Below are 22,635 nucleotides of genomic sequence, written 5' to 3' on the forward strand. Positions count from 1 at the left end.
TACCCCGCCGCTCCCGGCGCTCGGACCGCGCCCGGCATGGCCGCTGCGAGCCACTACCTGCCGCACGGCCCGCAGCTGCGACGGCCGTGCGGCGACCGAGACCGCAACGGCGAGGACGCGGAACTATCCGCGACGTTTCCGGCGCGCCCGGCGGACGATCGCGGCCGTGCCGATGACGGCGACGGTCGCGCCCGCCGCGGTGGCCATGGTCGCCTCCTTGCGCGCCAGCCGGCGCCCGACCACCGCGTGGCGTCCCGCGACCTCCTCGAGCAGCGCGTTCAGCGCCTCGGCGTTGTCGCGCGAGGGTTTCCAGCCGGCGGTGCGCAGGGTGGCGCAGTCGGCCACCCACGGGTAGACGACGTAGTGCAGGTCGGTGGCGGGCGCCGGAGTGACCCCGATGCGGTGCAGGCGCTGCGCGGTGCCGAACGTGATCGCCGCGGGCAGTTCGAACCGCCTCCGCCCGGTGATCTCCTCGACCTCCTCCGGCTCCAGCCAGCCCTCGCAGCCGACCGCGAACCGGCCGGAGACCTCACCGGAGACGGCGAGTTCGAGGGCGGTGACCAGGTCGTCGACGTGGCAGAACTGCCAGCGCTGCGCGGTGCCCTTGACGGTGAGCAGGCGCGGGGCCTCGAAGTGGCGGGTCACGACCGTGTCGACGCCCGGCCCGACGAGGGCCGCCGGACGCAGGACCGTGACGGTCATGCCGGGATGCGCCACGGGCGCCATGCCCGCGAGCTCCTCGATCTCCAGGAAGTCGCCCACGATGCCGTCGTCGAACTCGGCCGCCGTCGGTGAGTCCTCCGGCAGGGGCACGGGGTTGCCCTCCTGGGCCCCGTAGACCATGGCACTCGTCACCAGGATCACCCGCCGGACCCGTACCGCCGCGGCCGCGGTGATCACGGTCTGCGCGCCGCGGACGTTGTACGCCCGGCGCTCGCGGTGATCGGTCTCCGGCGACTGGTCGACGTCGAGATGGACGATCACGTCGACGTCGGAGATGCGGCTGGTGAGCTGTGGATCGCGGATGTCGACGACCCGCCACGTGACCCCCGGCACGTCTCCCCGGTGGTCGTCCAGGGCGACGACCTTCCTTACTTCAGCGGAAGCGGCGAGCCGGGCGACCAGCGCGCGCCCGATGCCGTCCGCCGCCCCCGTGACGGCGACGACGGGGCCCGCGCTACGCCGTGGGCGAACCTGTCGTGTACTCAACTCGAGCGAGTCCTCCTATCGCACGCCCCCGGGCTGCGACCGGATAACGTGAAGGTTGTGACCTATTCATCCTGCACGAGGTAGAGCCCGTGAGCGAGTCACTGGCTAGAGGAGTGTGGGGTCGGTGAAGGAGTTCTCGTGAGTGACATCCCCTTCGGGTTCAACCGCCCGAGCGAGCCCGGAGACGAGAACGAGCCCGGAAAGCAGGATCCGTTCGGCGCGGGCAACATGCAGGACTTCGCCGCCATGTTGCACCAGTTCGCCGACATGCTGTCCAACCAGTCCTCCGGGGGCGGGCCGCTGAACTGGGATCTGGCCAAGGACATCGCCCGTCACCAGGTGGCCGAGAAGGGCGACCCGTCCGTGCTGGACGCCCAGCGCCGCGCGGTCGTGGAGGCGTTGCGCCTGGCCGACCTGTGGCTGGACGAGGCGACGACGCACCCCGCCGGCATCCGTACCCCGCAGGCGTGGAGCCGGTCCGAGTGGATCGAGCACACCCTGCCGGTGTGGTCGAAGATCTGCGATCCGATGGCCGCCCGCATGGTCGACTCGATGGGCTCGGCGATGCCCGAGGAGATGCAGGCCGTGGCCGGCCCGCTCGTCGGCATGGTGAAGCAGATGGCGGGCGCGATGGTCGGCGGCCAGGCGGGGCAGGCCCTCGGGGGCCTGGCCCTGGAGGTCGTCGGCTCCACCGACATCGGCCTGCCGCTGGCGCCTCCCGGCGTCGGCGCGCTGCTGCCCTCGGGCATCCGCGCGTTCGGTGAGGGCCTGGAAATCGAAGAGGACGAGGTGCGCGTCTACCTGGCGCTGCGCGAGGCCGCGCACCAGCGGCTGTTCGAGCACGTGCCGTGGCTGCGCCCGCACCTGCTGCGTGCCGTCGAGGACTACGCGAGCGGCATCACCGTCGACCTGTCCAAGATCGAGGACGCCGTGTCGGGGGTGGATCTGACCAACCCGGAGGCGCTCCAGCAGGCGCTCGGCGGCGAGCTGTCCCTCACCCCGGAGGAGACGCCGCAGCAGAAGGCGGCGCTGGCCCGGCTGGAGACGATGCTCGCGCTGGTCGAGGGCTGGGTGGACACCGTGGTGAACGCCGCGGCCAAGGACCGGCTGCCGTCCTCCGTACGCCTGGCCGAGGCGGTGCGCCGGCGGCGTGCCACGGGCGGGCCGGCGGAGCGCACGTTCGCGACGCTGGTCGGCCTGGAGCTGCGGCCGCGGCGGCTGCGCGAGGCCGCGGCGCTGTGGGCCGCCCTCGGCGAGGCCCGGGGCAACGACGGCCGCGACGCCGTGTGGGCGCACCCGGACCTGATGCCGACCGCCGAGGACCTCGACGACCCGACGGCGTTCGTCGAGGGCAAGAGCGCCGACATCGACATCACGGACTTCACCGACCCCAAAGGCGAGACCGACGAGCCCGGCGGCTCAGGCGAGGAGGCGTGACCGCCGGACTGCACGGTGACGCGGTGCGGGTGCTGTCGAACTGGCGCCCGTCCGACGCCGGACAGGACGCGCTGCGGCGCGAGTTCCTCGCGCACCTGGCCGAGTACCCGGACGGGATGTGGCGTGAGTGCGTGGCCGGCCACCTGACCGCGAGCACGGCGGTGCTCGACGCGACCGGTGAGCGCGTGCTGCTGACCCTTCATCCCAAGGCGAAGCGGTGGCTGCAGCTGGGCGGTCACTGCGAGCGGGCGGACACGTCGCTGGCGGAGGCCGCGCTGCGGGAGGCCGCGGAGGAGTCCGGCATCGAGGGCCTGCGCCTGCTGACGGGCCCGGTCCGCGTCGACCGTCACCGCGTCTGGTGCCACGGCGGGTCGTACCACCTGGACGTGCAGTACACCGCGGTCGCCCCGCCGGGCGCCCGCGCGCGGATCAGCGAGGAGTCCGACGACCTGCGCTGGTTCCCGCTGGAGTCCGTCCCGGACCCCGCCGACGACGTGCTGCGCCGCCTGGTCGCCGCGTCGGGGAGGCTGTTCGCCGCGCAGTCGGCCTGATCAGGGGACGCGGGCGATGCCGCTCCACATCGTGGAGGTCATCGTGCCGACGTCGAAGCGCGGGTCCGGACGCCACTCCGAGGCCCGTACGATGCCCGGCTCGATCAGTTCCAGGCCGGCGAAGAAGCGGGAGACGTCCTCGAACGAACGCGGCGTGACCTTCTGGGCCATCACGCGGTTGAGGCTCTTGGCCATGGCGCCCATCTGGTCCGCCCGCAGGTCGCTGGCCGGGTGGGAGACGACCAGGTGGCTGCCCGGCGGCATGGCCTCCACCAGGCGGGCCACGATGCCGTACGGGTCGTCCTGGTCCGGGATGCAGTGGAGGACGGCGACCAGCATGAGGGCCACCGGGCGGGAGAAGTCGAGCGTCTCGGCCGCCTCCGCCAAGATCTTCTCCGGGTCGCGCAGGTCGGCGTCCAGGTAGGCGGTGGCGCCCTCGGGCCGGCTGGTCAGCAGGGCCCGGGCGTGGGCGAGCACGGCCGGATCGTGGTCGGTGTAGACGATGCGGCTCTCGGGCGCGATCGACTGGGCGACCTCGTGCGTGTTGTCGGCCGCCGGGATGCCGGTGCCGATGTCGAGGAACTGGCGGATGCCCGCCTCACCGGCCAGGTGACTCACCGCACGGGCGAGGAAGGCGCGGGTGTTGCGCACGGAGGCGACCAGGCCGGGGAATGCCTTGACGGCCTCGTCACCGGCCTCGCGATCGGCCCGGAAATGGTCCTTCCCGCCCAGCCAGTAGTCCTGGACCCGGGCGATGTGCGCCACCTCCGTGTCGAACGCGGGCGGTGCGCTGGGGCGTTCGGCCCCGGTGGTTCGGAACCATGGGTCGTCCGTCACGTCGTCCCTCTCGGCGCTTTGGCGAATGCGCCCAAGTAGACCATTCGAACAACCGCTTATGTGGCGATATTTGCAATTTGCGACATAAGGCCGGATATTACGCGCCGTCGACCAGGCCGCGCCCGGTGACCAGGGGAAGGTCCAGGGCGGTGAGCAGGCCCGGAGGGGCGGCGACGACGGCCGGTACGGCGTTGACCAGGCGCATCGCGGTCGCCTTCAGGCCCGCCGTGTTGTGGTCGCCGTTCGTGCCCAGCAGGCGCAGGTCGACGGTGTAGTTCGGCTCACCGGTGACCTCCACCCGGTAGCAGCCGTGTCCGGCGGGCTGTGGCCAGTCCGGAGCCAGGTCGTCCCGGAGCCGCGTCACGTGTTCCAGCACGATCACCGGCCGGCCGGCGCGCATGCCGCGCAGTTCGAAGCGCAGCGCCGCCGCCGTGCCCTTCTCCACCGTCCCCGCGTCGATCCGGAACGTCTCTGGCGCGGGCAGGCGCGTGTGCCACTCCTCGACATCGTCCAGCTCGACGTCCAGCCCGGCGGCGAGCTGGCGGACCACGCTGCCCCACGCCAGGGACAGCACGCCCGGGGACAGCAGCAGCGGCGTCTCGTCCATCGGGCGGCCGAACCCCATGACGTCGAACAGCACCGTCGGCTGGGCGTACGTGGAGTAGTTCAGGATCTCCATGCAGCGGACCTGGGTGATCCGCTCGCTGATGCCGGTGATCGCCAGCGGCAGCCAGTCGTTGGCGAAGCCGGGGTCGATGCCGTTCACCCAGATGGAGGCGCCGCCGTCCAGCGCCGCGCGGTGGATCGGCGCGCCCATCGCCTCGTCGGGGAACTGCAGGAAGACCGGGCTGCTGGAGACGACGTTCACCCCGGCGCGCAGGATCCGGGTCAGGTCCTCCATCGCCTCGTCCAGCCGTACGTCGGCCATCGAGGTGTGCACGACACAGTCGGGGCGCGTCGCCAGCACCGCGTCGGCGTCACCGGTCGCGGTCACGCCGAGGCGCCCGAGGCCGGCGAGCTCGCCCGCGTCGCGGCCCACCTTGTCCGGGTTGGACACCCAGACGCCGGCCAGCTCCAGGTCGGGCCGGGCGTCGATGCCGATGAGGGCGTTCCGCCCCACGTTCCCGGTCCCCCACAGCACCACGCGATACGTCATGCGAAGCCCCTCACAGGTCGGGCAGGCCCAGGTCCAGCGCGGGCCGGTCGGTGCCGCCGTCCACCTCGAGGACCCGCCCGGTGACGAACGAGCCGGCCGGGGAGGCCAGGAACAGCACCGCCGCCGCGATCTCCGCGGGGTCGCCGATGCGGCCCAGCGGGGTCTCGTCCTCGATCTGCCGGCGCAGGCCCTCGTCACCGGTGACGATCTCCAGCGCGGAGGTCGCCACCGCCCCGGCGGCGACGGCGTTGACGCGGACGCGCGGGGCGAGGTCGCTGGCGGCCAGCCGCGTGTAGTGCGCGAACGCCGCCTTGGTCGTGCCGTACGCCAGGTAGCCGCGGCCGGCGACGCGGCCCATCACCGAGGAGATGTTGACGACCGCGCCCTCACCCCCGTCCGCGAGCATCGGCGGGACGGCCGCCCGGGTCACCGCGTGCGCGATGCCGACGTTGAACCGGAACGCCTCGTCCAGGTACTCCACCGTCGTGTCGAGGTAGGCCTGCGGGATCGTGCCGCCCACGTTGTTCACCACGATGTCGAGCCGCCCGAACGCGTCCACCGCCGCCTGCGGCAGTGCGGCGGCGGCGTCCAGGTCGGTCAGGTCGGCCGGGACGACGACGGCCCGCCGCCCGGCGGCCTCCACTTCGGCGGCGACCCGCCTGAGCTGGTCCTCGCTGCGGGCGGCCACGACCACGTCCGCGCCGGCCTCGGCGAGGGCGACCGCCGTGGCGGCCCCGATCCCTCGCCCGGCGCCGGTCACGATCGCGGCCCGGCCGTCGAGCCGGAAGCGGTCCAGGATCACCTGCGCAGCGTAAGTCGATCAAGCGGCCGGTTCAATGGGGCCGTTCAGAGCAGGCCGCCCAGGTGCTCGACCAGCAGGTCGCGGAAGACCTTCGACTCGCGCAGGTCCGGGCCGAACACATCGTTGATCGACAGCAGCCCGTCCACCACCTGTCCCGGCGTGTCCGCTCGCGCGACGGTCATCCGCAGCAGGTCGGCCATCGGGTCGTCCAGCTCGCGTGCCGTCTTGACGTGCCGCATCCACGCGGCCACCGCGAGCGCCGCCCAACGCGGCTCGGCTCCCGCCGCGAGCCGGTCCCGTACGACCCCGAGCAGCCGCTGCGGCAGCTTCTGCGAACCGTCCATGGCGATCTGCGCGGTGCGGTGCCGCAGCGCCGGGTTGGCGAAGCGTTCGAGGAGAGAGGACTTGTAGGCCGCCAGGTCAAAGCCGGGCGGCACGTCGAGCGTCGGGCCCGCGTCCTCGTCCATGTAGCGGCGTACGGCGTCGCCGAGCTCGGCGACCGCGTCGGCGACGTAGGTGTGGTGCGAGCCGAGGTAGGCCAGCATGGAGTGCGAGCCGTTGAGCAGCCGCAGCTTCATCTTCTCGTACGGCGCGACGTCACCGGTGAAGATCGCGCCGGCGGCGTCCCACGCGGGGCGTCCGGCGGCGAAGGTGTCCTCGATCACCCACTGGGTGAACGGCTCGGTCACCACGACGCCCTCGTCGCGCACGCCCAGCAGGCGTTCGGCCTCGTCGAGGTCCTCGGGCGTGGTCGAGGGCACGATCCGGTCGACCATCGTCGAGGGGAAGGCCACCTCGCAGCCGATGCGCGTGCCGCTCCGCTCGCAGAACTCCTCCACCAGCGCGCGCAGGGCCTCGCCGTTGGCGGTGAGGTTGTCGCAGCACAGCACGGTCACCGGCGCGTCGCGCCGGGCCAGGCCGCGGACCAGGCGGCCGATCACCGTGCGCGGCGAGCGGCCGGTCAGGTCCAGGCTGATCTCCGGGTCCTCGCGGCGCAGCCGCCCGGTCGCCGGGTCGTGCCGGTACCCCTTCTCGGTCACGGTCAGCGAGATCACCTTCACGGCCGGGTCGGCGATGCGCTCGACCGTCGCGTCGCCCGTGAGGACCTCGCGGACGGCGCCGATGATCCGCGCCGACGGCTCGCCGGGCCCGCGTTCGAGCACGCTGTAGAGGCCGTCCTGCGGCCCCAGCTGCTCGGCCACGGTCGCGCTGCGCTGGGTGATGCCGCAGATGCCCCAGCCGTCGCCGGCGTCCTCGGTGTAGACCGCCTGGTGGGCCCGGTGAAAGGCGCCGATCCCCAGGTGGACGATGCCGACCGAGGACGGCACCTCACGGGGCCGGGTCCTCAGCGAGAGCCGCATGTTCTCCCCCACTCACATCACCGCGCCGAGTTGCCAGGGCGCGAACTCCTCGTCGCCGAAGCCGAGTTCCTCGCTCGCCGTCTGTCGCCCCGACGCGACGTCCAGGACGAGCCGGAAGATCCGCTCGCCCAGTTCGGCGACGGTGACCTCGCCGTCGAGGATGGCGCCGCAGTCGACGTCCATGTCCTCCTCCATCGCCCGGTACGTCTCGCGGTTGCTGGCGAGCTTCAGGCTCGGCGCCGGCCGGCAGCCGTACACCGAACCGCGACCCGTCGTGAAGCAGATCAGGTTGGCGCCGCCCGCGACCTGGCCGGTCGCCGACACCGGGTCGTACCCGGGGGTGTCCATGAACACGAAGCCGCGCCCGGTGACCGGCTCGGCGTACTCGTAGACCGCGGTCAGCGGGGTCGTGCCGCCCTTGGCGACCGCGCCGAGCGACTTCTCCAGGATCGTCGTCAGGCCGCCCGCCTTGTTGCCGGGCGAGGGGTTGTTGTCCATCGACTCGGCGTAGGACTCCCACCAGTGGATCCGCTCGATCAGCCGCTCGCCGACCGCGCGGGAGACCGCGCGCCGCGTCAGCAGGTGCTCGGCGCCGTACACCTCGGGCGTCTCGGACAGGATCGCCGTGCCGCCGTGCCGTACGAGCAGGTCGGCGGCGGCGCCCAGGGCCGGGTTGGCGGTGATGCCGGAGTAGCCGTCCGACCCGCCGCACTGCAGGCCGAGCACCAGGTTGGAGGCGGGCACCGGCTCGCGGGTGACGGCGTTCGCGGCGGGCAGCAGCTCGCGGATCACCTCGAGCCCGCGGCGCACGGTGGCCGAGGTGCCGCCGAGCTCCTGGATCGTCATCGTCGGCGTGCCCTCCGGCAGGTCGAAGCCGGTGAGCTGGTTGACCTCGCAGCCGAGGCCGACGACGAGGATCGCGGCGAAGTTGGGGTGCCGGGCGTAGCCGGTGAGGGTGCGGCGCAGCAGCCGGATGCCGTCGCCGTCGGCGGCCATGCCGCAGCCGGTGCCGTGGGTCAGGGCGACGACGCCGTCGACGTTCGGGAACTCCTCGCACAGCGCCGACGCGCGGCTCGCGATCCGTTTGGCCACCGTGGCCGAGCAGTTCACCGAGGTCAGAATGCCGATGTAGTTGCGCGTGGCGACCCGCCCGTCCGGCCGTACGATGCCCCGGAAGGACGCGGGCGCGGGCGGTGGCTCGACCGGGCGCACCTCGGTGCCGAAGTCGTACGCGCGGTCGTGCGGTCCCATGCCGAGGTTGTGCGTGTGCACGTGGTCGCCCGCCGCGATCGGCGCGGTCACGACGCCGATCGCCTGGCCGTACTTGCGGACCGGCGCGCCGACGGCGAGGTCGTGCACGGCGACCTTGTGCCCGCGCGGCACGCCTGGCAGCTCGCGCAGCGCCACCGCCACGTCGTCCTCGGGGTGCAGCAGCAGCGTCTCACCAGTCATGCAAGCTTCCGTCCTCCAGGCGGTTGACCGGCAGGTATGCCTGCCGGTACGGATACTCCGCGGCGGCTTCCTCGTCGATGTCGACGCCGAGGCCGGGCTCCTCCGAGGGGTACAACAGGCCGTCCGCGAACCGGTACGAATGCGGGAAGACCGCGTTCGTCGTCTCCGTGTGCGGCATGTACTCCTGGATGCCGAAGTTGGGCACCGCGATGTCGACGTGCAGCGCGGCGGCCAGGCACACCGGCGACAGGTCGGTCGCGCCGTGCGACCCGGTGCGCACGTGGTACAGGTCGGCCAGGTCGAAGACCCGCCGCAGGTGCGTGATGCCACCGCCGTGCACCACGTCCATCCGGATGTAGTCGATGAGCTGCTCGGTGATGAGCTGGTGGCAGTCCCAGATCGAGTTGTAGACCTCGCCGACCGCGATCGGCGTCGTCGTGTGCCGCCGGATCAGCCGGAACCCCTCCTGCAGCTCCTCGGAGATCGGGTCCTCCAGCCAGAACAGCCCGTACGGCTCGACCGCCTTGCCGAGCCGCGCGGCCTCGATCGGCGTGAGCCGGTGGTGCGCGTCGTGCAGCAGGTGGAAGTCGTGGCCGAACCGTTCGCGCACGGCGGCGAACAGGCCGGGGACGAAGTTCAGGTACTTCGCCGTCGACCAGGTCGCCTCCTCCGGACGGTCCCCGGCGACCGCCGGCTCGTACGGCGCGCGGTCCGTGGGCACGCCGTACACCTTCTCCAGGCCCGGCACGCCGGCCTGGACCCGCACCGCGCGGTAGCCCTGGTCGAGCAGGCTCCCGACCTGCTCCAGGGCCTCGGGCACGGTCGCGCCGTTCGCGTGCCCGTACACCGTGACGGCGTCACGGGAGCGGCCGCCGATCAGCTGGTAGACCGGCATCCCGGCGGCCTTGCCCTTGATGTCCCACAGCGCGGTGTCCACCGCCGCGACCGCGGTCATCGTCACCGGCCCACGCCGCCAGTACGCCCCCTTGTGGAGGTACTGCCAGGTGTCCTCGATGCGGCTCGCGTCGCGGCCGATCAGCAGCGGGCACACGTGATCCTTCAGGTACGACGCGACCGCCAGCTCCCGGCCGTTCAGGGTGGCGTCGCCCACCCCGGTCAGCCCGTCGTCGGTGGTCAGCTTCAGGGTCACGAAGTTGCGGTCCGGGCAGGTGACGATGACCTTGGCCTCGACGATGTTCATGTCGCGGTCAGCCGGTCTGGACCCAGGCGTGCTCGGGGTCGAGGTAGGGGATCATCTTCCGGCCCTCGCCCGCCATCACCCACAGGTAGTAGAGCTTGTAGCCGGGCGCGGCGACGACCGGGTGGTAGCCGTCCGGGATCGCGGCGACGTCGCCGTCGCGCACGGTGAAGACCTCCTCGCCCTTGCCGTCGTAGCGCAGCTGGATGCCGAAGCCGTTCTCCGGGTCCAGCTTGAACAGGTAGACCTCCTCCAGCTTCACCTCGCGCGGCGGCTCGTGGGTGTCGTGCTTGTGCGGCGGGTAGCTGGACCAGTTGCCGGGCGGGTTGATCGTCTCACCGAGCAGCAGCCGTCCCGCGTCGTCGTCCGGGCCGAGGACCGTGCGGACCGTACGGGCCCAGTTGCCCTCGCCCCGCTCGGCCACGTCCTGGTCGTCCGGTCCGATGATCCGCGCCGTGCCGGGCCGTCCGTCGCCGAGCGGCGCCGTGCAGACCACGATCTGCGCGGGGCCGCCGGTCGCCTGGAACCGCAGCGGCGTTCCGGGCGGGGCGTACACGGTGTGGCCCGCCCCCTCGAAGACGCCGCCGCGACCGCCCGCGGTGCCGAGCCCCTCGACGTCGACGACGCCGGAGAGGACGACGGCCGCGAGCTCGGTGTCGCGGGTGAGCTCAAGGGTCTCGCCATCGGCCAGGTCGGCCAGTTCGAGCCCGATCAGCTCGGTCTCCTTGCCCGGGGTCAGCAGGGTCTTCAATCTCTCTCCTTGATCTGGGTGACCAGCTGGGTTGGGTTGACGAAGCGCAGTGCCACGACGAGCAGCACCAGCATGAACAGGGTGTAGATCACCGCCATCGCGTCGATCTCCTGCTGCGCGCGGATGCCCGCCGCGGAGACCGAGTAGTACAGGGCGACGACCAGGGTCTGGCTGTCGGATCCGGCGGTGAGGAACGTCAGCTCGAACATGCCCACCGTGCGGACGAGGATGAGGACCGCGGCGGCCAGCATTCCGGGGATCAGCAGCGGCCCGAGGATGCGGGTGAAGATCACCCGGGTGCGGGCGCCGCACATCCGCGCGGCCGACTCGATCTTCGGGTCGATCTGCTCGATGAACGGCGTCATGACGAGGATCACGAACGGCACGGCCGGCACCAGGTTGGCCAGGATGACGCCGCTGAGCTTGCCGGCCAGGTGGAACTTGTAGAGCACCGTCGCGAGCGGCACGCCGTACGTGATCGGCGGAATGAGGATGGGCAGCATGAAGGCCACCATCAGCACCCGCTTGCCGGGGAAGGTGCGCCGGGCCAGCGCGTACGCGGCGGGCACGCCGACGACCAGCGAGACCACCACCACGGCCACCGCGACCTCCAGGGTCACGACCAGCACGTTCCCGAGATCGAACTCGTGCCACGTCTTGCCGTACCAGCGTGAGGTCCACCCGGACGGCAACCAGCCGGAGAACCACCTCGTGCCGAAGGAGTCCACGACGACCGCGCCGACGACACCGGCGAGGATCAGCAGGAAGAAGACGACCGCGCCCCAGACCAGCCAGGCCCCGGGCCGCAGAGCGAGCCCCTTGCGTTCGGTCGCGATGGCTGCGCTCATGGTCGCGCTCCCCTCCTCACTCGCTCCGTCATCCCTTGCCTCCACTCGCACCGCGGTACAGGCTGGCCCGCCAGCCGAGGACCAGTCCGACGACGATCAGCTCGACCGCGCCCATGATCATCGCGATCGCCGAGGCCATCGAGTAGTCGTACTGCTCGAAGGCCGCGTGGAACGCCGCGATAGAGATCACCCGGGTCGTTCCCGACGGATCACCGACCATGACCGCCGACGGGAACACCGAGAAGGCCAGCACGAACGTCAGGCAGAACGTGATGGCCAGCCCCGGCGCCAGCAGCGGCAGGGTGATGAACCGGAACCGCTGCCACCACCCCGCGCCCAGCGTCGCCGCGGCCCGCTCCAGCGTCGGGTCGATGCCGCTGAGGTAGGACAGCGTCAGCAGGAACGCGAACGGGAACCCCGAGATGATCAGCGAGAACAGCACACCCCAGTAGTTGTGCGTGAACCGCACCGGGTGGTCCACGATCCCCACGTCGATCAGCAGCCGGTTGAGCCAGCCGGTGGGGCCCATGAAGGCCAGCAGGCCCTCCGCGGTCAGCACGGTGCCCAGGGTGATCGGCACGACGAGGATCGTGGTGATCGTCCGTTTGCCGCGGAACTTCCCGCGCATCCGGTACGCGATCGGCACCGACGCGATGACGTTGAACAGTCCCGCGGGCAGGCTGAGCTTCAGCGTGGTCCAGATGGTGTTCCGCAGATACGAGTCGGCGAAGAACGCGTGGTAGTCCGCGAACGGCCCCGAGCCGTACCGCTGCACCGTCTCCGAACCGGGCTGCGGCTGGAACGACAGCTGCAGCCCGTACACGAACGGGTAGATGAACAGCGCCACGATGAACACGACCGCCGGCACCAGCAGCAGCAGCGTGCGGTCCATGCCCCGGTCGGCGAGGCGGTGCCGCAGCGCGATGCGCCCCGCGGTCGCCGGGGCCGCCGGGGCCGCCACCTAGGCCACCTCCTCGGGCGCGGCCGGGCTGTCGGCCGCGAACACCAGCACCCGCTCCGGCGGCACCGACACCGTCACCCGGTCGCCGGGAGCGAGACGGGCCTGGACGCGCAGGTGGAGCTCGTCGCCGCCGGCCGTACGCGCCTGGACCGCCTGCTCGCGGCCCTGGAACTCCACGACCTCGACGTCGACCTCCATGGCGTTCGGGCCGTCGCCGACGGTGAAGTCCTCGGGCCGGATGGCGGCGACCGCCGTCTCCCCGAGGTCCTCACGGCGGGTGCCGGTCAGGTCGCCGAGCACCACCGTCTTGTCACCCACGGCGGTTCCCGATCCAGGGGAGACCGGCAGCTCCAGTTCGTTCCGGTATCCCATGAACCCGGCCACGAACCGGTTCGCGGGCTCGGTGTAGACCGTTTCCGGCGGGCCGACCTGCTGGACCTTCCCCTCACGCAGCAGGACGAGCCGGTCGGCGAGCGACAGCGCCTCCTCCTGGTCGTGCGTGACGTAGACGGTCGTCAGGCCGAGCGTCTGGTGGATGCGCCGGATCTCGGTGCGCATCTCCAGGCGCAGCTTCGCGTCGAGGTTGGACAGCGGCTCGTCCATCAGCACCAGCGCGGGCTCCAGGACGATCGCGCGGGCGATCGCGACGCGCTGCTGCTGCCCGCCCGACAGCTGGCCGGGAAACTTGGCGGCGTGGTCACCGAGCTGGACCAGTCTCACCGCCTCGTCGACCCGCCGCTGCGCCTCGGCCTTGCCGACCTTGGCCATCTTCAGGCCGAAGCCGATGTTGGCGCGCACCGACATGTGCGGGAACAGCGCGTAGTTCTGGAAGACCATGCCGAAGCCACGCTGCTCCGGCGGCAGGGTGTCGATCCGCCGCCCGTCGAGCGTGATGGAGCCGCCGGTCAGCGGCAGGAGGCCGGCCAGGCAGTTCAGCGCGGTCGACTTGCCGCACCCGCTCGGTCCGAGCAGCGCGACGAACTCCCCGCCCTCGATGGTGAGGTCGAGCCCGTCGAGCGCGAGCACCTCCCCGAAGCCGCGGCTCACGTGATCGAGCCGCAGCTCCGAGATCTTCGATCCGCTCACGGGCCCTCCTTCGTCGGGGGGATGACCAGGCGCGCGTGCTCTTTGGTTCGCTCGCTCCGCTCGTTCACTGGCCCTCCTTCGTCGGGGGGATGACCAGGCGCGCGTGCTCTTTGGTTCGCTCGCTCCGCTCGTTCACTGGCCCTCCTTCGTCGGGGGGATGACCAGGCGCGCGTGTTCTCTGGTGCGTTCGCTCCGCTCGTTCACTTCTTGACCTTGCCGCTGCCGACGGTCCGGTCCCACTGGTCGAACGCGGCGACCTGCTGCTGGGCCGGCAGTGAGGTCTCCGTGGGGAACTTCGGGATCCACTGGTCGTACTCCGGCCGGCCGAACTGCTGGATGACCTGCTGCGACTTCTGCGGCGCCATCTGCACGGTGACACCGTTCACCGCCGGGCCCGGGTAGAAGTAGCCGTCGTCGTAGGCCTTCGCCTGCTGCTGCGGGGTGAGCATCCACTTGATCAGCTGGAGGTCCGCGGACAGCACGTCGGCGGAGACCCCGCGCGGCACGACGGCGTACTGCGCGTCGGTCACCCAGTGCATGCCCTTGAGGTACGCGACCTTGTCACCGGCCGGGACCTGGCCGAGCGCCCGCGGGTTGATGTCCCAGCCCGTCGTGGTGGCGATGATGTCGGCCGAGCCGTTGGCCAGGTTGGACATCGTCTCCGACGTCTTGGAGGGGTAGTAGTCGACGTACTTGGTGAGTTCCTGCAGGTACGACCAGGTCTTGGACCAGCCGGCCTTGGGGTCCTTCGGGTTGGAGTCGCCGAGGATGTAGGGCAGGCCCATGAGGAACGTACGGCCGGGGCCGGAGTTGGCGGGGCGGGCGTACTGGAACTTCTTCGGGTGCGCCTTGGCCCAGGCGAGGAGCTCGTCCGCGGTCGCCGGCGGCTTGCTCACCGTCTTGGGGTTGTACTCGATCAGCGGCCCTGAGGGGTAGTAGACGACCTCGACGCCGTGGCCCTGGGCGAGTTCCTGCATCTTCTGCGCGGGAGCCTGGTAGTTCGCGTTGCCCAGGCGGCTCGCGTAGTCGTCGGTCTTGACCCACAGGTTCTGGTCGATGCCGGCGGACAGGGCGTCGGTGCCGGTCAGGACCAGGCCGATCTGCACCTGGCCGGCGCTCTGCTGAGCCTTGATCTTGCCGGGCAGCTCGGGCGCCGTGGCGTTGGTGTAGGTGACCTTCTTGATCACCTTGGGGTGGGTCTTGACGAACTCGTCGATCATTCCCTTGGTGAGCTGGAGGTTGCCCGCCACATCGATGATGTTGAGGGTCACCGGGTTCTTCGGGTTGTCCGGCACATTGCCCGGGGTGAGGTCCTTGGCCCCGCCCCCCGCATTCGGCGAGCCGCACGCGCCCGCCAGGACCAGCACCGCCGCGAGACACAACGTCTTCACACGCATCAGGGGATTACCTTCCCGTCGGATCGCGCGGCACGGCGGTCGACGCCCGCACGATCAGCTGGCATTCGAGTCCCCGGCGGAGATCCCCCGCCTCGGCGCCGGTGACGTTCAGGAGGCTCACGAGCAGGTCGACGGCCGCGCGGCCTGCCCGTTCGTTCTGCATGGACACGGTGGTCAGCGGCGGGGTGGCCATGCCCGCCATCGGAATGTCGTCGAACCCGACGACGCTCATCTCCTTGGGTACGGACACGCCCCGATCGGCCAGCCGGGACATCACCCCGAGGGCCATCAGGTCGTTGTAGGCGATGATCGCCGTCACGCCCTCGGCGAGCGCCAGGTCGGCGGCGTGCGACCCACCCTCGAACCGCGGCGCGAACGGCCCCAGCTCCACCACCTCGATGTCCTGCCGGGCGGCGCGGCGCAGCCCGCGCCGGCGCTCCCGGTTCGACCACGAGGCGCGTGGCCCGCTCAGGTAGGCGACCCTGCGGTGCCCGAGAGCGGCGAGATGCTCGGCCGCCTGGCGCATGCCGCCCGCCGTGTCCATGAGGACGGCGGGCTGGTTTCGCACCTGCCGGTTGATGAGCACCAGGGACGTCGTGCCGACGACGCGTTCGAGCTGCGCCTCCGACATGCGTGAGGAGCAGAGGATGACGCCGTCGACCTGTTTGGCCATCGCCTGGACGAGGGCGATCTCCTCGGTGGCGTTCTCGTCGCAGTCCGCGAGGAAGACGGCATAGTCCGCCTCACGGGCCCGCGCCTGCACCCCCTTCAGAACGTTGGGAAAGAAGGGGTTGGACAGGTCGGGAACGATCACGCCCAGATTGCCGGTCTTGCCGGTGATCAGGCCTCGGGCGGCGCGGTTCGGCCGGTAACCCAGCCGCTCCGCGGTCGCCAGGACGTGGTGCCGGGTCTCGTCTCGCACCATCTCCGGCACGGTGAACGCCCGGGAGACGGTGGAGACCGAAACCCCCGCCTCACGGGCCACGTCCTGGATGGTCACCGGCACCGGATTCTCCTCCTGTGTTTCGGATGAGTGAAACTCTGCAATCCTTTGCAGAGCGCGTCAATGTGACCTTTTGGCTATAAGACCCTTACCTTCGCTACCCGGGCTAAAGCGTTCGGGCGGCACCCGCCGCCGGCGGGCAGCGGCAGCTCGCGGGCCGAGGCCGACGGCCGCAGGACGGACGGCCTGCGGGCCCGTTTCGCCGATCACCGTGACCGCGGCCCAGCGTCTCAGCACGTGCCTATGGCCAGTGCGGGCGGCACTCCCTCCGGCACCCGCTCAAGCCAGGCGGTCAAGGCGTCGCCGCGGTTCCTCTTCCCTCCGAGAGCGACCGTCCACTGGCCTCGTTCCGGCGCTCGCGGGTCGGCGATCCCACACGGCATTCCCCCGGGCCTCTGCCGATGCCGGCCGGTGAAAGCCGTCCGGCGCACTCGCCCTCCCCGCCGAGAACGACCCGTCGCCACACCCGCGGACGGACGATCCCGCGGGCGCTCACCCACGTCACCGGACAGATCCGGCAGGACGGTGCTCCCCCGCTCGCCGTCCGGTCGCGCCTTCCCAGCACGCTCGTCGCCGCCCGTACGGCTCGGGAGGCGGTGGAGCGCAGACGCAGCTGGACCACCTCGCCGAACGCGGGGTCTGACGGCCCGATGGAGACCTTGAAGGACGCCGCCGTGGCCAGTGGTTCGGTCGGGCGGCGCTGTGGCGGCTCGCGCAGCGAAGCGTCGAGGCCAGGCCATCGGCCACCACCGGGGCTCCTCGCACGGACAGACCCGGATGTCGGCGTCGGAGCATCCGGCCTGCCGCCGATCGACGACGAGCCGCGTCCCGGCCGTCCGGCGCGCCGATGCTCAGGCCGCCGTGGCCGGGGTCACACGCCGCCCGAGGGGCGGACGGATGTCGCCCAGGCCTCCAGACCCGGAACCAGGCAGCCCGGCTCAGCGGGAACCAGGAGATCACCTGCCAGGCCACGCGCGCCGCCGTCGCGGAGTTCGGCGGGCCCGAGCGGGTCGCCGAGGGATTCCGCGCCGAACTGGCCGCCGCCCAGGCCCGCCGGGTCGTGCTTCCCCTGGTGACGGCCGGCCCGCAGATCGGCGGCCTGAGGACGGTCACCGCCCAGGAATATCCCAGCCCGCGATCGGCGGAGCCGCGTCCCGGCCGGCCGTCCGACGCGCCGGTACTCGGGCCGCCGAAGCCCGATCCGAGGAGAACGCGAGGAAACCAGCAAAGATACCGAGCTCGCGTCCAAGAGCATCCCGACCCCTACGCAGCCGACGCGCGAGCCGCATACCGGCCAGCCGTCCGACGCGCCGGTGCTGAGGCCGCCGGGTCCCTCAGGCTCCGCCGAGGAGGATCCGGGTGTTGTCCCAGCCTTCCAGGCCCGGGTCCAGGCGAGCCAAGTCGGCGGGGGTGCGGAGGCGGTGCCAGCCGGGGCCGGAGCGTACGGCTCCCGGGCGGGCGGCCGCGGCGCGCAGGCGGCTCGGGGCGTCGTCCGTGTTCAGGTCGACGTCCTCCAGCCACGGCGGCGCGGGCAGGCGGGCGGCCAGGGCGACCAGGCCGCCGCCCTTCGCCGGGCAGAGGGCGACCTCTCCCCCGCCCAGGGAGCGGAACAGCTTGCCGAGCAGCAGCGACGGCAGGTCGGGGGCGTCGTGGGCGACCACGGCCGCCTGGTCGGCGCCGAGGTCCGCCAGCGCGTCGAGCAGCGGGCGCAGGCCGGTGGTCCGGACGATCTCGGTGCCCGGCCAGGTGATCGCCTCGGCCTCGGGGTCGGGGCCGGTCAGGGCCAGGACCGGTGTGACGAACTCCAGTCCGGCGACGACCTCGTAGGTGTCCTCCAGCACGGCGAGCCGGAACTCCGCCGGGTCGGCGCCGGGCGGGGTCGCGACCTCGTCTCCGGCCAGGACGGCGACGAAGCGTGAGGTCACGTGACGGGCTCTCCGTCCGCCAGCGGCAGGCTCGCGGTGGCGGCGACGCCTTCGAGGTAACCGCGCGCACGCTCGGTGCGGGGGTAGCGGTTGACCAGTTTCCAGAACGCCGGGCCGTGGCCGGGCTCGATGAGGTGGGTCAGCTCGTGCAGGAGGACGTAGTCGACCACCCAGCCGGGCATGCCGCGCAGCTGGGCGGAGAGCCGGATGGTGCCGTCTTCGGGCGTGCAGGAACCCCAGCGGCTGCGCTGGTTGCCGACCCAGCGTACGCTCGCCGGCGCGGCTCGGCCGTCGAGGTAGCGTGACGCGAGTTCGCGGGCACGGTCGAACAGCGCCGCGTCGCTCGGCCGCCGGCGCGCCTCGCGCCGCGCCAGCCGTTCGAGCACGGTCGCGATCCATTCCTGCTCTTCGGCGTCGCTCAGCCCGGCCGGCATCATCACGACCGTCTTGTCGCCGTCGCGGCGCGCGGTGACCGTGCGACGGCGCCGGGAACTGCGACGAACCTCTATCTCGCCTGTGGGGGGCACCGTAGCACCGTACCGAAAACTTTGTTTTCTCCACAGGGGGTGGATCGCATCGATGCAGGTAGATCAGGGGTAATTGAATCATCCCCAGGGCTATCCACACCCATGTGCGCAGGTTGTCCACAGGGACGCTCCGGCCTGTCCCCACCGGGTCCCCAGGGCCGTCCACAGGCTCTCGTTGACTCCCGTCCGACCCTCCTCCTAGCGTCACGCGCACCGGGGGTCCCCGCGGCGCACGGGACGGCCGCCGACTGGGAAGGGGGTGGCCGAACCGGCGCACGGGGGCTTTCCGGGCCGGCCCCACCCATGGGCGGGGCCTCAGCGGCCCGTGAACCTCGGTGCGCGCCTCTCGCGCTGCGCGGCGATGCCCTCGGCGAGATCCGCCGAGGCCATGGTCACCGGCTGGGCCAGCGACTCCCACCGCAGGGCCGCCTCCAGGCTCGGCTGCCCGCCGTCGGCCAGGGCGGCCTTGGTCAGGCGGGTGGCGACCGGCGCCTGCTCGGCGATCCGCGCGGCGACCTCGAGCGCCACGTCGAGCACCTTCTCGCGCGGCACCGCGCGGTTGACCATCCCGTGCGCCGCCGCCTCCTCTCCGGTCACCACGCGGCCGGTGAAGAGCATCTCCCGGGCCAGCGGCAGGCCGCCCGTCTCGGGCAGCAGGTACGTCGCGGCCATGCCCGGGTGGATGCCCAGCCGGGTGAACGGCGCGACCAGCTTGGCGTCGGAGGCGGCGTACCGCAGGTCACAGGCCAGGGCGAGGCACAGGCCGGCGCCGACGGCGGCGCCGTTGACCGCGGCGACCGTGGGCACCTCCAGGTCGCGCACCGACAGCCAGGTGCGGTAGAAGCCGAGCATGTGATCGCGGAGCGGGGGCACGTCGACCTGGCCGCGATCGGCGATCCAGCCCAGGTCGCCGCCGGAGGAGAAGGCACTGCCGGCGCCGGTGACGACGACGCAGCGCACCCCGGCGTCCTCCCGGAGACCGGCGATGGCCTCGCGCCAGGCGGAGGTCATCGTCTCGGACATCGCGTTGCGCCGGGCGGGGTCATCGAGGGTGAGCACGACGATCCCGTCGGAACGCCGATCCACCCGCAGCCGTTCGCTCATGCGTCCTCCTTCGTCGGAGGAGAGACCAGGCGCACTGTGCTTGTCGATTCGCTCACTCCGTTCGCTCATGCGTCCTCCTTCGTCGGAGGAGAGACCAGGCGCACCGTGCTCGTCGATTCGCTCGCTCCGTTCGCTCATGGCCGGAGGGTATTGGGCTCGGGCCGTCCCGGCGAGCGCCCTAGTGAGAAAGCACACACTTACGCGATTTGGCAGGTCACCTATGCTCACGGGTGCACGCGCCGAACATCTGGCGGATATCGGTATGGACGCGTGACGTCTCTCACGCAGAATGAAAGACGTGCCACCCCCACACGGATGCGCGAACAAGCAGGTAGGCGAATGAGCGATCTTCCCCGTCGCGCCGTGACGCGGACCGCCAAACTGGCGTCTCTCCCGATCGGCTTCGCTGGGCGTACGGCCCTCGGCGTCGGCAAGCGCACCTTCGGCAAGTCCGCCGAGCTGGTCGCGCTGGAGATCCAGCAGCGTACGGCCGATCAGCTGTTCAAGGTGCTCGGCGAGCTCAAGGGCGGAGCGATGAAGCTCGGCCAGATGCTGTCGATCTTCGAGGCGGCCCTTCCACCGGAGCTCGCGGGGCCGTACCGCGCGACGCTCACCCGGCTGCAGGAGGCGGCTCCCCCGCTGCCCGCCCGTACGGTGCACCGGGTCCTGACCGAAGGCCTCGGCGAGGACTGGCAGTCGCTGTTCGCCGAGTTCGACGACCGGCCGGCCGCGGCGGCCTCCATCGGCCAGGTCCACAAGGCGGTCTGGCACGACGGCCGTACGGTCGCGGTCAAGGTGCAGTACCCCGGCGCGGGCAAGGCGCTGCTGAGCGACTTCAACCAGCTCGCCCGGCTGGGCCGGCTGTTCGCGGTGCTGATGCCGGGGCTGGACATGAAGGCGATGCTCGCCGAGGTCAAGGAGCGCGTCAGCGAGGAGCTCGACTACACGGTCGAGGCCGAGTCCCAGCAGATCTTCGCCGAGGCGTACGCGGACGACCCCGACATCTACGTTCCCGAGGTCGTCGCCCAGTCGGGCCACGTGCTCGTCACCGAGTGGATGGACGGCACTCCGCTGTCGGCGATCATCGCGGACGGCACTCAGGAGCAGCGCGACCACGCGGGCCTGTTGTACTGCCGTTTCCTGTTCTCGGGCCCGGCGCGCTGCGGTCTGCTGCACGCCGACCCGCACCCGGGCAACTTCCGGCTGCTCGACGACGGGCGCCTGGGCGTGATCGACTTCGGCGCCGTCGACCGGCTGCCGGGCGGGTTCCACCGGCGCATCGGCGTGCTCATGCGGATCGGCACGCTCCTCGACATCGACCAGATCATGAAGGCGCTGCGCGAAGAGGACTTCATCCGCGAGGGCGTCGAGGTCGACCCGGAGTCGCTGCAGGCGTTCATCGTCCCGATCGCCGAGCCGCTGATCGAGGACACGTTCAAGTTCAGCCGCGAGTGGCTACGGCAGGAGTTCGCGCGGGTGACGGACCTGCGGCCGACGAACGTCGTGCGTCAGCTGAACCTGCCGCCCTCGTACGTGCTGATCCACCGCGTGGTCGCGGCCGGCACGGGCGTGCTGTGCCAGCTCGAGGCCGAGGGCCCGTTCCGCGGCGAGGCACTGCACTGGGTGCCGGGCTTCGCCGACGACGACCCGGACGGGTCGGAAGAGGGCTCCGAAGAGATCGCCAGCTGAGCGTTACCAGTAGACCTGGTCGAGCCGGCCCTCGATCGAACGGATGTTGTCGCGGCTGCACCGGTCGCACAGGTGCCGCAGGCCCCGCTCGGTGACATCGGTGGTCCAGCCGAGCGGTGACTCGGCGGTGGTTCCACAGGACGTGCAGCTGACCATGCCGGTCGCTCCCCCTTGTTCGTCGGCCTTGTTCCAAGCATCACCGATCGACCGCTTCGGCGGAAGCGAAACGCGGTGACGTTGGCCAACGCGTTGCCTCCACCAGGAGTTTCGGGTCCTCGGAGGCGGCGAGCGCACGATTCCGCAGTCCGTGCCGTCCCCTGGCCGCGCTCTGAGCCGCCGAAAGGACTCCTCGAAACGCCGCGGGACCCCCGGCCGTGGTGCCGGGGGTCCCGTCTTCCTTCAGGAGGCGCTCTCGGGCGAACCCGTCAGCGCGCGGTCAGCAGGCGCCGGACGCGGGCGGCGGTCAGCTCGGCGTCGCGGCGGGCCCGGCGTGCGGCCCGGGCCTGGGCGATGCCGCGCCGACGCGCTACCTCGCGCTCGGCGTCACGTATTCGCTCCTGGGACAGTTCAATGCTGAGCAAGCTCATCTTCTGCTCTTTCTCGGTACGTGCGGTCTCGGTCGGTCGGCGGGTCATGCCGCCACCTCGGCGTTCTTGCGGGGACGTCCGCGCGGACGCTTCCGGGGGACGACGACGCCGCGGATGAACAGCTCTCCACCCCAGACACCCCAGGGCTCCCGGCGCTCGAGGGCGCCGGCGAGGCAGGCACGCCGGATCGGGCACTCGGCGCACAGCGCCTTGGCCAGTTCGACGTCCTGGGGCGACTCGGCGAAGAAGAGCTCGGGCTCCTGCCGGCAGGGAAGATCGAGGTTCTCGCTGATCGCGGTGAGCGCGAGGCCCAAGGTCTCCACCCCTTTCTTGATCTGATCTCTCGTTGGTTCGGTGTGGCCGAAACAAAAAGGCCGCGGTTCCCGGGGTCGGGATCCGCGGCCTGGAGGCCTGCTCAGAGCTTTCACTCTGGCGGTCTCCAGGGGGGCGGACCCAGCGGCATACGGATGGCCGCATCCTTGGCCTGGGCGGTCAGCTGGCCGGCGCCGAGCGTCGTGAAGACGTGCTTCTCCACTCGCTTCTTCGCCACGCCCTCAGGCCGCGCGTGCCCGGCTTCGGGGGACACGTAGACGGCCGGAAGCGAGGCGCTACCGCGCGAGAACAGCACGGACGGACGCGGGCATGCGGCGGCCCAAGCTTGAGTGCCGATGTTGTTACTCACGCGACTGCCACCGCCCTTCTACGTCCGCGGGCCCTCCGGTGGGAGGGAGCCCGTCATGTGCTCGCGAGAAGC

General features: G+C 71.5%; 23 protein-coding genes. 3 read left to right on the forward strand and 20 right to left on the reverse strand.

The annotated features are described in order from the left end of the window. Positions 1-123 precede the first annotated feature (123 nt). The gene (locus tag QSK37_RS06900; protein ID WP_285570384.1) at positions 124-1,209 is read right to left on the reverse strand and encodes an NAD-dependent epimerase/dehydratase family protein; all 1,086 of its coding nucleotides are present in this window, start codon (positions 1,207-1,209) and stop codon (positions 124-126) included. A gap of 138 nt (positions 1,210-1,347) precedes the next feature. Here QSK37_RS06900 and QSK37_RS06905 point away from each other — a divergent pair, with 138 nt between their 5' ends. Then, complete coding sequence (locus QSK37_RS06905; protein ID WP_285570387.1) at positions 1,348-2,646, forward strand: zinc-dependent metalloprotease; 1,299 nt, start codon at positions 1,348-1,350, stop codon at positions 2,644-2,646. Beyond that, complete coding sequence (locus QSK37_RS06910) at positions 2,643-3,197, forward strand: NUDIX hydrolase (RefSeq protein WP_285618356.1); 555 nt, start codon at positions 2,643-2,645, stop codon at positions 3,195-3,197. The genes QSK37_RS06905 and QSK37_RS06910 overlap by 4 nt, the downstream gene beginning before the upstream one ends. On the opposite strand, the gene QSK37_RS06915 is transcribed toward QSK37_RS06910, so the two are convergent. The 15 genes from QSK37_RS06915 to QSK37_RS06985 all read right to left on the reverse strand — a co-directional run bounded on the left by QSK37_RS06915 (position 3,198) and on the right by QSK37_RS06985 (position 19,605). Further along, complete coding sequence (locus QSK37_RS06915) at positions 3,198-4,034, reverse strand: SAM-dependent methyltransferase (protein WP_285618358.1); 837 nt, start codon at positions 4,032-4,034, stop codon at positions 3,198-3,200. A 97-nt stretch (positions 4,035-4,131) separates the two neighbouring features. Beyond that, positions 4,132-5,190: an NAD(P)H-dependent amine dehydrogenase family protein gene (locus QSK37_RS06920; RefSeq protein ID WP_285618360.1), complete on the reverse strand. Its 1,059-nt coding sequence runs from the start codon at positions 5,188-5,190 to the stop codon at positions 4,132-4,134. 10 nt (positions 5,191-5,200) lie between these two features. After that, the gene (locus QSK37_RS06925) at positions 5,201-5,992 is read right to left on the reverse strand and encodes an SDR family oxidoreductase (protein ID WP_285618362.1); all 792 of its coding nucleotides are present in this window, start codon (positions 5,990-5,992) and stop codon (positions 5,201-5,203) included. 44 nt (positions 5,993-6,036) lie between these two features. Beyond that, the gene (locus QSK37_RS06930) at positions 6,037-7,353 is read right to left on the reverse strand and encodes a mannitol dehydrogenase family protein (RefSeq protein ID WP_285618363.1); all 1,317 of its coding nucleotides are present in this window, start codon (positions 7,351-7,353) and stop codon (positions 6,037-6,039) included. A gap of 12 nt (positions 7,354-7,365) precedes the next feature. After that, complete coding sequence (locus QSK37_RS06935; RefSeq protein ID WP_285618364.1) at positions 7,366-8,805, reverse strand: UxaA family hydrolase; 1,440 nt, start codon at positions 8,803-8,805, stop codon at positions 7,366-7,368. Further along, entirely contained in the window at positions 8,795-10,006 is a 1,212-nt protein-coding gene (gene manD / locus QSK37_RS06940; protein WP_285618365.1) for a D-mannonate dehydratase ManD, read from the reverse strand. Before manD ends, QSK37_RS06935 begins: the two co-directional genes overlap by 11 nt. 7 nt (positions 10,007-10,013) lie before the next feature. Beyond that, a complete protein-coding gene (gene iolB, locus QSK37_RS06945) occupies positions 10,014-10,754 on the reverse strand; it encodes a 5-deoxy-glucuronate isomerase (protein WP_285570410.1) in 741 nt (246 codons plus the stop codon). Further along, on the reverse strand, positions 10,751-11,602 hold the full coding sequence (locus QSK37_RS06950; RefSeq protein WP_285618366.1) for an ABC transporter permease: 852 nt from the start codon (positions 11,600-11,602) through the stop codon (positions 10,751-10,753). Before QSK37_RS06950 ends, iolB begins: the two co-directional genes overlap by 4 nt. A 28-nt stretch (positions 11,603-11,630) precedes the next feature. Further along, on the reverse strand, positions 11,631-12,563 hold the full coding sequence (locus QSK37_RS06955; protein ID WP_285570416.1) for an ABC transporter permease: 933 nt from the start codon (positions 12,561-12,563) through the stop codon (positions 11,631-11,633). Further along, the gene (locus QSK37_RS06960) at positions 12,564-13,649 is read right to left on the reverse strand and encodes an ABC transporter ATP-binding protein (protein ID WP_285618367.1); all 1,086 of its coding nucleotides are present in this window, start codon (positions 13,647-13,649) and stop codon (positions 12,564-12,566) included. 200 nt (positions 13,650-13,849) lie between these two features. Continuing rightward, entirely contained in the window at positions 13,850-15,046 is a 1,197-nt protein-coding gene (locus tag QSK37_RS06965; protein WP_285618368.1) for an extracellular solute-binding protein, read from the reverse strand. 7 nt (positions 15,047-15,053) lie between these two features. Continuing rightward, a complete protein-coding gene (locus tag QSK37_RS06970; protein WP_285618369.1) occupies positions 15,054-16,052 on the reverse strand; it encodes a LacI family DNA-binding transcriptional regulator in 999 nt (332 codons plus the stop codon). Between the two features lie 1,331 nt (positions 16,053-17,383). Next, a complete protein-coding gene (locus QSK37_RS06975) occupies positions 17,384-17,974 on the reverse strand; it encodes a DUF2064 domain-containing protein (protein ID WP_285618370.1) in 591 nt (196 codons plus the stop codon). Then, a complete protein-coding gene (locus tag QSK37_RS06980) occupies positions 17,971-18,501 on the reverse strand; it encodes a M48 metallopeptidase family protein (RefSeq protein ID WP_285570430.1) in 531 nt (176 codons plus the stop codon). Before QSK37_RS06980 ends, QSK37_RS06975 begins: the two co-directional genes overlap by 4 nt. A 315-nt stretch (positions 18,502-18,816) precedes the next feature. Continuing rightward, positions 18,817-19,605 (reverse strand): enoyl-CoA hydratase/isomerase family protein, encoded by a 789-nt coding sequence (locus QSK37_RS06985; protein ID WP_285618371.1) that lies wholly within the window; start codon positions 19,603-19,605, stop codon positions 18,817-18,819. 339 nt (positions 19,606-19,944) lie between these two features. On the opposite strand from QSK37_RS06985, the gene QSK37_RS06990 reads away from it, so the two are divergent. Next, positions 19,945-21,294, forward strand: coding sequence for an ABC1 kinase family protein (locus QSK37_RS06990; protein ID WP_285618372.1), 1,350 nt, complete (start codon positions 19,945-19,947; stop codon positions 21,292-21,294). A 3-nt stretch (positions 21,295-21,297) separates the two neighbouring features. Here the strand turns inward: QSK37_RS06990 and QSK37_RS06995 are convergent, their stop codons facing one another. From QSK37_RS06995 to QSK37_RS07010, 4 genes are all read right to left on the reverse strand, one after another. After that, positions 21,298-21,450, reverse strand: a complete 153-nt coding sequence (locus tag QSK37_RS06995) for a hypothetical protein (protein ID WP_285570439.1) — start codon at positions 21,448-21,450, stop codon at positions 21,298-21,300. 269 nt (positions 21,451-21,719) lie between these two features. Further along, a complete protein-coding gene (locus QSK37_RS07000; protein WP_285570442.1) occupies positions 21,720-21,929 on the reverse strand; it encodes a hypothetical protein in 210 nt (69 codons plus the stop codon). Beyond that, the gene (locus tag QSK37_RS07005) at positions 21,926-22,195 is read right to left on the reverse strand and encodes a WhiB family transcriptional regulator (RefSeq protein WP_285571363.1); all 270 of its coding nucleotides are present in this window, start codon (positions 22,193-22,195) and stop codon (positions 21,926-21,928) included. The genes QSK37_RS07000 and QSK37_RS07005 overlap by 4 nt, the downstream gene beginning before the upstream one ends. 110 nt (positions 22,196-22,305) lie before the next feature. Then, positions 22,306-22,563 (reverse strand): hypothetical protein, encoded by a 258-nt coding sequence (locus QSK37_RS07010; protein WP_285618373.1) that lies wholly within the window; start codon positions 22,561-22,563, stop codon positions 22,306-22,308. Positions 22,564-22,635 lie beyond the last annotated feature (72 nt).

The organism is Actinoallomurus iriomotensis, assembly GCF_030269445.1.
Lineage (GTDB): Bacteria > Actinomycetota > Actinomycetes > Streptosporangiales > Streptosporangiaceae > Actinoallomurus > Actinoallomurus iriomotensis.

What these genes read in the sequence shown, in the direction of transcription:
- QSK37_RS06920 (WP_285618360.1), bottom strand. Translation starts at nt 5,190, where the DNA reads ATGACGTATCGCGTGGTGCTGTGGGGGACCGGGAACGTGGGGCGGAAC.
- QSK37_RS06930 (WP_285618363.1), bottom strand. Translation starts at nt 7,353, where the DNA reads ATGCGGCTCTCGCTGAGGACCCGGCCCCGTGAGGTGCCGTCCTCGGTC.
- QSK37_RS06935 (WP_285618364.1), bottom strand. Translation starts at nt 8,805, where the DNA reads ATGACTGGTGAGACGCTGCTGCTGCACCCCGAGGACGACGTGGCGGTG.
- manD (WP_285618365.1), bottom strand. Translation starts at nt 10,006, where the DNA reads ATGAACATCGTCGAGGCCAAGGTCATCGTCACCTGCCCGGACCGCAAC.
- QSK37_RS06950 (WP_285618366.1), bottom strand. Translation starts at nt 11,602, where the DNA reads ATGAGCGCAGCCATCGCGACCGAACGCAAGGGGCTCGCTCTGCGGCCC.
- QSK37_RS06965 (WP_285618368.1), bottom strand. Translation starts at nt 15,046, where the DNA reads ATGCGTGTGAAGACGTTGTGTCTCGCGGCGGTGCTGGTCCTGGCGGGC.
- QSK37_RS06985 (WP_285618371.1), bottom strand. Translation starts at nt 19,605, where the DNA reads ATGAGCGAACGGCTGCGGGTGGATCGGCGTTCCGACGGGATCGTCGTG.
- QSK37_RS06990 (WP_285618372.1), top strand. Translation starts at nt 19,945, where the DNA reads ATGAGCGATCTTCCCCGTCGCGCCGTGACGCGGACCGCCAAACTGGCG.
- QSK37_RS06995 (WP_285570439.1), bottom strand. Translation starts at nt 21,450, where the DNA reads ATGGTCAGCTGCACGTCCTGTGGAACCACCGCCGAGTCACCGCTCGGC.
- QSK37_RS07000 (WP_285570442.1), bottom strand. Translation starts at nt 21,929, where the DNA reads ATGACCCGCCGACCGACCGAGACCGCACGTACCGAGAAAGAGCAGAAG.